Here is a 6304-nt window from a genome sequence, read left to right as displayed (position 1 = left end):
TAATAATATTGTAAGCGGTTCATGAATATCTCGTTTGGACAAAATAATTAGTTGTATAAGCAATAGTACCGAAAGAAGGGAAGGACAGTGGCGAACAAGAAATTAGTTTATTTTGTTTCCTTAAGTTCTAATGTGCCTTATGTATTAAAAGAAGCGGTAAAGAATGCAGAGCAGGGCAACGAGATCACCATTTTCTTCGATCTTGACGGTGCCAGGGTACTTGATAAGCGGTACTTAAAAATAATGGAACGTACTCATCATATTGATCTTGCCTATCTCATGAAAAGAGCCATGGATTTGGGCATTGTTTTTTTTGGATGCCAGATGAATGTGCTGATTGCGGATGGCCTTGAACTGGTTGACGGTGCCCAATTAGCGGGAGTAGCGACATTTTTGGAGACTGCCTATCAGGCAGATGCGGTTTTAAGCTATTGATGGAGGCGAATGGGATGGATATGGATCAGAAAAAAGTGGTGGTAATGGCCCTGCATGATGAACTGGAATCTGCGTATCCTCCGTTGAATGTTGCGGTTGGCGCTGCATCATCAGGCGCAGAGGTGATTTTGGCGTTCTCCCGAAAAGGTGTAAATATTCTAGATAAAAGATATATATCAGTTCCCTCAGCTGACCTTGAATACCTATCAAATGCAATCAGCGATTTCGGTGTATCTTCTGTTCATGAACTACTGGGAATTGCCGTCGAAATGGGAGTTCAGTTATACGTTGTAGATTTAGATATAAAGGATAATTTTGAGTTCGTACACCCGGCGGAGCAAGTGCCGATTAAATGGGTATTGAACGAGGCGGCATCAGCAGATTTATTTATGCATTTTTAGCGGGATAAAAGAGGTTGATTTGCAGAGGAACAAAACTAGCCTGATTATGCGGAACAAAAAAAGACAGAGAAAGCCTCTAACGGGTTTACTTTAGAGGTGCAAACATTACATTGTAAAACACATAGGAAAACGCACTTGAATTCACAATATAATTCATAGTGCGTTTTTTATTGATTTAGCAGCATTTTGACGAATTTTAATTGCTTATTGTTTCCTAATTCACATATTAAATCACAGGGTATGAAATAATTATTGGAGGATATGTGAATTATTTGTGATTTAGTAAGAATTCTTATCCTAATTGAGCAACCAGTAATATTTAAAATAAGCGGAGATTTTCCCGTTAGTCGGTAGAATAGAGCTCGATTCGGGGTAAATAAGCGGAGGTTTTCCCTTTATGCAAAGCAAAATTAACGATTCTAACGTTTTTTGACTCAATAGAGGGAATCTTTCCGTCTATTTAAGCTATTTTCAGTGTTATTTCCTAATTAAGGGTAAATTCTCCGCTTATTTACCAAACTCGCCTCGCTTTAGCGTCTAATGAACTTGTACAACTTACGGGTGTTTAAATTCAAAAAAGGCTTAGTGATATTTGTATCCCTAAGCCTTTTTGACTGTGAATTATGCTGTGAAGTTTATGTGATTTGCTATTAGATTTTGTCTGCGAGTTACCGTTTTGCACATCACAAGTAAACCCGTTAGAAAGCCTCTCTGTCTTTAATCTTTATTGTCAGCCTGTCTGTTTTGACAGTTCGTTTTTAAAGGTCACTTTATTTTTGCCAAGATCCTTTGATTGAAGCAGCAGCTGGTCAGCATAAATATAGCCCTTTTCCATTGAAGTGTACGGGTTCATTGTAAAGAAATACAAACCAAATGAAGAAGTAATCGAAACGGAGTGAATGTCAGATTTGTACTCCACATCAACTGAACTAGCTTCGATTCCATGGCGGATTTTTTCCACTAGATCAATGGTTTCAGTGAATGATCTATTTCTCAGGATCAGCGTGAATTCCTCGCCGCCGCTTCGGAAAAGGTAATCATTTTCAGATAAATAATGCTTCAATGTCAGAGCGAAATGCTGGATCACCCTGTCACCGACAGCGTGATTATATGAATCATTGATTCGTTTGAATTTATCGATATCCGTTACAACAATGCCGATTCTTTCGCCCGTTTGATTCAATTCGGACATTTTTAGATCCATGAATGCCCGGTTCGGAACACCTGTAAGGAAATCTGTATAAGCCATTTGTTCGAACTTGTCCCGCTCGATTTTATTCTGGATATTCTGTGATTTTGAATGGAAGGAGCGGCTCACCAAATAATTCAAAATAAATAAGCTGACCATCATTTCCCATTTCTGCTCTTGGAGGAACAGCAGCAGCAGTCCATTGGTAAAAGCTGTTTTACCCAGATCCAGAATATTGTTGCTTTCCCTGAAGAATTGGAGGGCCTCCCGCACGCTTTTGATTTCCCCCATAATGTAAAAAGCCGTAGACAGGAATGTATAAGATATTATCATGGTGCCCACCGCAAGGATGCACATCAGGATCCAAAATCCAAATGGAATCCCCTCAAATATCGGATAGGCTAGCTTAAATGAAAAATAACCAATTGAGTAAATCAGTACATGGGCACCAATATTGTAGAATGTGTCCCAAAATTCATCTTCGTCAGCAGTCTTGGAGTTTTTCCTGGAAAAATATACGGTGAAGCGAAAGATCGTCTCGAAAATGAACAAGCCTATTGGGCCTGCGAAAATGCCGAATGATAAGCTGTAATTGATCCCATAATCAAACTTCAGTGTTCCATTTTGCCCAATGATCCTAAGATGGTTATACATGGTCGAAAACAACCAATATATGAATAAAGCTATTAAGAATGTATGTTTATCCGCGAAAAAGGTACCTAATCCAAAAGCCACGGCAATTGAAACAAAAAATAGTGAAACATTATATAACCTAGCTTCCAGCATAGGCATAATTTCCCCTTTCCCAATCTCTACCATATAATATTATCCTACATTCGAAGCAACTTGCAAAGTAATTTTTTGATTTGTTTAAATTTTTGTACCATTTATTTTGTCTGCTGCGTATCATAAATGGCTATGATGGGAGTAGAAGGAAAAATAAAATATTTCGTGTAAGGAAATAGTGCATTTAAAGGAAAATATTACAGTCTTGTCGAATAATATACTATATATATTCAGAATTTTTAATTAATACTGATTAATTTTTAGATACTTGATTGTGTCAAAACTCTATGCTGATTTTTAGCACCTGTTGATTGGAGCGGAGGGAACTCGACTCCTGCGGGAGGCTCACCTGACGCCCCGCGGAAAGCGAGTGCCTGGAGCGGAAATCAACAGTCTAATTCAAAATAGCCAAAATTTAAGAGAATACTTATTAAGAGAGGGGTCGTATATGGATCTTTTGTTCATTGGTGTTCTAGCATTGTTGCTGCTTGTGGTTGCGGGAGTAAGTTTGTTTTATCAGCGAAAAAACAAACTAAAACAGCTTCCCGCAAATAATCCCGAAGCTTTTCTGAAGAATGGCATGCGCGAGGAAGGGAAAAAGCTTGTCGCCGTCATCGGCGGAGATGTCGTTCATGGGAATATTAGCTTTAATTTTGTCGAAGACGCTACTAAGCGGAAGGGCTGTGTTGATTACCAATTTATTAATGACGGTGTCAATGGCAGCACGGCTTTTGATGTCCTTCAACGCCTTGATCATGTGATTGCCTGCAATCCAGAGTTCGCCATCGTAATGGTCGGATTGAATGATGCATCAGCAAAGATTGCTCCGGATATTGCGAAGAGGAATATCAGGTTGCAGGAACAATTTGAGAAACCATCTTTATTAGTTTATGAGAAGAACCTTGCTCAAATTGTGAATAGGCTAAAATCGGAAACGACGGCAAAAATTGCTTTGTTCTCACTCCCGGTAGCGGGTGAAAACTTATTTTCAAAAGCGAACAAGGAAATCGACCAATACAACGAAGTCATAAAAAAAATCGCTGAAATAAGCAATGTATCCTACCTGCCTTTTAATGAAAAATTAAAAGCCTATTTAAAGGGAAAAGGACATACGAGGGGGCGTTCTTTAAAAAATAGCTCTAAACTGTTTGAAAAGGCGATTATTCAGCACTTTGTATACGGATACAGCCTGGATCGGATTGCGCATCTGAATGGCTTTTTACTATTGACTGACGGCATGCACTTGAACAGCACCTCGGGAATGATGGCGGCCCATCAGATTGAGCTATTCCTGAAAAAGAATGAACTGAAAGCAATCCAATAAAAAGGATACTGCGACTGCTGGCAGTATCCTTTTGCATTTAGGCCAAAACTTCGCTGATGAACGCATGGATGTTGTCTTCAGAATCTCTAAAGAATGTCATCCATGTCTCAGTTTTGCCCACTTTAGCCACCACATGTGGTTCGTCTAAAAAGCTTACTCCTTTTGCAAGCAATTCCTCATACTTTTCCCTTATCTTTTCCACCTGGAAATAAATGACCGAACTCGGGTGGGCAAATTGGTCATTTTCTGGGATGCTGAGGAGAAGACGGACACCATCACAGTCAAAGAAAGCCATCGTCTCAGTGTTGAACAAAAGCGGAAGCCCTAATAGCTCCTGATAAAAAGGAATGGCTCTTTCCAAGTCTGTTACCGGTATACCGATTTGGCCGATTTTTTGGATAGGATGATTGCTCATTGTAACCTCCTAAAGATAATGTTTTGCCAGGAACAATTTGATGTCAACGTCGATTTTCATGAGGTCTTCGTCGGATGGAAAATGCCCCATCGTATATCGCTTTAATTCTAATTGGTTACCGAAAAGTCCTGCTGCTTTCTGGGAAATCTTTTTTTCAGGGAAAAAGATGTCCTCAGTCCCAGTTATGACGAGGGTCGGAGCATGATAATCTTGCAGTTCCTCTGCAGTCGTAAGCTTAGGCATTTCATCCTCTAAAGACACGTATTTAAAAATACTGCCGATAATCCCCTCATCCGTGTCTTTCATACTGTTTCTCGACATCACATTGGAAATTTTTCTCAAGCTTTTAGCAGACCCGTTGATTTTATAAAATAACATCGGCACAAGGATTTCCTTGATCATTTGCGTTTTTGATCCAAGGCTGATTCCTGCTGGTGCAACGAGTACTGCACACTGTATCTTCTCCGGTATAAAAGCTGCCAGCCGGAGGATGATGCCCCCGCCATAGGAAGGACCAATAAAAGCACATTTTTCAATCTGATAATGTGCCATTAAATCTTCAATCCAATGGGCGAAACTTTGATCTGAAGCAGAAATCCGGGCTTCGTCACTATAGCCTGGATGGCCAATGGTATCAGGCGCGTAAATCTTGTAATCTGTTAACAAACCCCTGAACCAGGATAGGGTCATTGGATTAATGCAATTTCCTCCCTGGAATATAAATATTGGCTTCCCATTTGGGTTGCCCAATTTAAGGACATGCGTTTTTCCGAAACGTGTAGCAACATACTCCCGGGCAATAGGTAGATCAAACTGGGTTAGGTACTGTTCGTATTGGCTGAGGATTTGTTCTTTTCCTTCTTTGCTTTTATAGATAGTGGCCATTCGTTTAGGACTCCTTCATTTATTTTGCGAAAGAAAAGCATATATTCAACTGGATGACTGTAATAAATTAACAAAAATACTTATTATTATATTACTTTAGCAATAGTAAAATTTCTTGTTTTTTTTATAGATAAAGGTGAGTGTATAATAATTTCTAAAAGAGTTTATAGGAGGTCAAGCATGCTGGATTTAACTATTCCTGGCAGAGAAAAGCTTGAAATTAAGCATTTAGTCTTGGATTTTAACGGCACGATTGCGTTTGACGGTGAGTTAATCAGTGGGGTAGAAGATAGGATTCATCTTTTAAGCAGACAGCTGGAGATTCACGTTATCACGGCAGATACCAATGGCAGCGTTTTGAATCAATGCAAAAAACTGCCTGTGTCGGTTCACATTCTCCGTTCAGGAGACCATACAAAGGAAAAAGGAGAATTCGTGCGAAGTTTGGCTGGCACGGTCTGTGTAGGGAATGGTGCTAATGATGCTGTGATGTTTGAAGAAGCAAATGTCGCCATTGCGGTGATCGGGAATGAAGGCTGCGCTACCTCCACACTCTTGAAAAGCGATATGATCGTTCATCATATTAACGAAGCATTGGATTTATTGTTAAAACCCAACCGCATCATTGCTACTTTGCGAAGATAAGATTTTTTTATCTGTAAAAATTAAATTTTATGTAAAAAAACGCGTTTTGTCTGAAGCATTACTATCAAGAGTTCCTGGATTCCGCGAAAAGAAGGGGGAATTTTGCAGAAAACCAATTTTATTCCGCGAAAAGAATAGGTCATTCCGCGAAAAAATATTCCTATTCCGCAAAAAGAACATATCTTTCCGCGAGTTTTTGTCGAAATCCCGCAACCTGGAAATTT

7 protein-coding genes are annotated in these 6304 nt (G+C 39.5%); 4 read left to right on the top strand and 3 right to left on the bottom strand.

What is annotated here, in order from left to right:
- Nucleotides 1-87 precede the first annotated feature (87 nt).
- The gene (locus WB217_RS10880; RefSeq protein ID WP_423993250.1) at nucleotides 88-435 is read left to right on the top strand and encodes a DsrE/DsrF/DrsH-like family protein; all 348 of its coding nucleotides are present in this window, start codon (nucleotides 88-90) and stop codon (nucleotides 433-435) included.
- 14 nt (nucleotides 436-449) lie between these two features.
- On the top strand, nucleotides 450-836 hold the full coding sequence (locus tag WB217_RS10875; protein WP_423993249.1) for a peroxiredoxin family protein: 387 nt from the start codon (nucleotides 450-452) through the stop codon (nucleotides 834-836).
- Between the two features lie 730 nt (nucleotides 837-1566).
- Here the strand turns inward: WB217_RS10875 and WB217_RS10870 are convergent.
- Nucleotides 1567-2844 carry a GGDEF domain-containing protein gene (locus tag WB217_RS10870; protein ID WP_423993248.1) on the bottom strand — a complete coding sequence of 426 codons (1278 nt, stop codon included), beginning with the start codon at nucleotides 2842-2844 and terminating at the stop codon, nucleotides 1567-1569.
- Nucleotides 2845-3259: 415 nt separating this feature from the next.
- Between WB217_RS10870 and WB217_RS10865 the strand changes: the two genes are divergently transcribed.
- The gene (locus tag WB217_RS10865; RefSeq protein ID WP_423993247.1) at nucleotides 3260-4135 is read left to right on the top strand and encodes an SGNH/GDSL hydrolase family protein; all 876 of its coding nucleotides are present in this window, start codon (nucleotides 3260-3262) and stop codon (nucleotides 4133-4135) included.
- 37 nt (nucleotides 4136-4172) lie between these two features.
- Here WB217_RS10865 and WB217_RS10860 read toward each other — a convergent pair whose 3' ends face one another.
- Both WB217_RS10860 and WB217_RS10855 read right to left on the bottom strand, forming a co-directional pair.
- Nucleotides 4173-4550 carry a VOC family protein gene (locus WB217_RS10860; RefSeq protein WP_423993246.1) on the bottom strand — a complete coding sequence of 126 codons (378 nt, stop codon included), beginning with the start codon at nucleotides 4548-4550 and terminating at the stop codon, nucleotides 4173-4175.
- Between the two features lie 9 nt (nucleotides 4551-4559).
- Nucleotides 4560-5435, bottom strand: coding sequence for an alpha/beta fold hydrolase (locus WB217_RS10855; RefSeq protein ID WP_423993245.1), 876 nt, complete (start codon nucleotides 5433-5435; stop codon nucleotides 4560-4562).
- Nucleotides 5436-5615: 180 nt separating this feature from the next.
- Here WB217_RS10855 and WB217_RS10850 point away from each other — a divergent pair, with 180 nt between their 5' ends.
- Nucleotides 5616-6080, top strand: a complete 465-nt coding sequence (locus tag WB217_RS10850) for an HAD family hydrolase (protein ID WP_423993244.1) — start codon at nucleotides 5616-5618, stop codon at nucleotides 6078-6080.
- The last annotated feature ends 224 nt before the right edge of the window (nucleotides 6081-6304 follow it).

It is taken from the genome of Mesobacillus sp., assembly GCF_049588175.1.
Classification (GTDB): domain Bacteria; phylum Bacillota; class Bacilli; order Bacillales; family Cytobacillaceae; genus Mesobacillus.
This window is presented reverse-complemented; position numbering and strand designations above follow the sequence as displayed.

What these genes read in the sequence shown, in the direction of transcription:
- WB217_RS10875 (WP_423993249.1), top strand. Translation starts at nt 450, where the DNA reads ATGGATATGGATCAGAAAAAAGTGGTGGTAATGGCCCTGCATGATGAA.
- WB217_RS10870 (WP_423993248.1), bottom strand. Translation starts at nt 2,844, where the DNA reads ATGGTAGAGATTGGGAAAGGGGAAATTATGCCTATGCTGGAAGCTAGG.
- WB217_RS10865 (WP_423993247.1), top strand. Translation starts at nt 3,260, where the DNA reads ATGGATCTTTTGTTCATTGGTGTTCTAGCATTGTTGCTGCTTGTGGTT.
- WB217_RS10860 (WP_423993246.1), bottom strand. Translation starts at nt 4,550, where the DNA reads ATGAGCAATCATCCTATCCAAAAAATCGGCCAAATCGGTATACCGGTA.
- WB217_RS10855 (WP_423993245.1), bottom strand. Translation starts at nt 5,435, where the DNA reads ATGGCCACTATCTATAAAAGCAAAGAAGGAAAAGAACAAATCCTCAGC.
- WB217_RS10850 (WP_423993244.1), top strand. Translation starts at nt 5,616, where the DNA reads ATGCTGGATTTAACTATTCCTGGCAGAGAAAAGCTTGAAATTAAGCAT.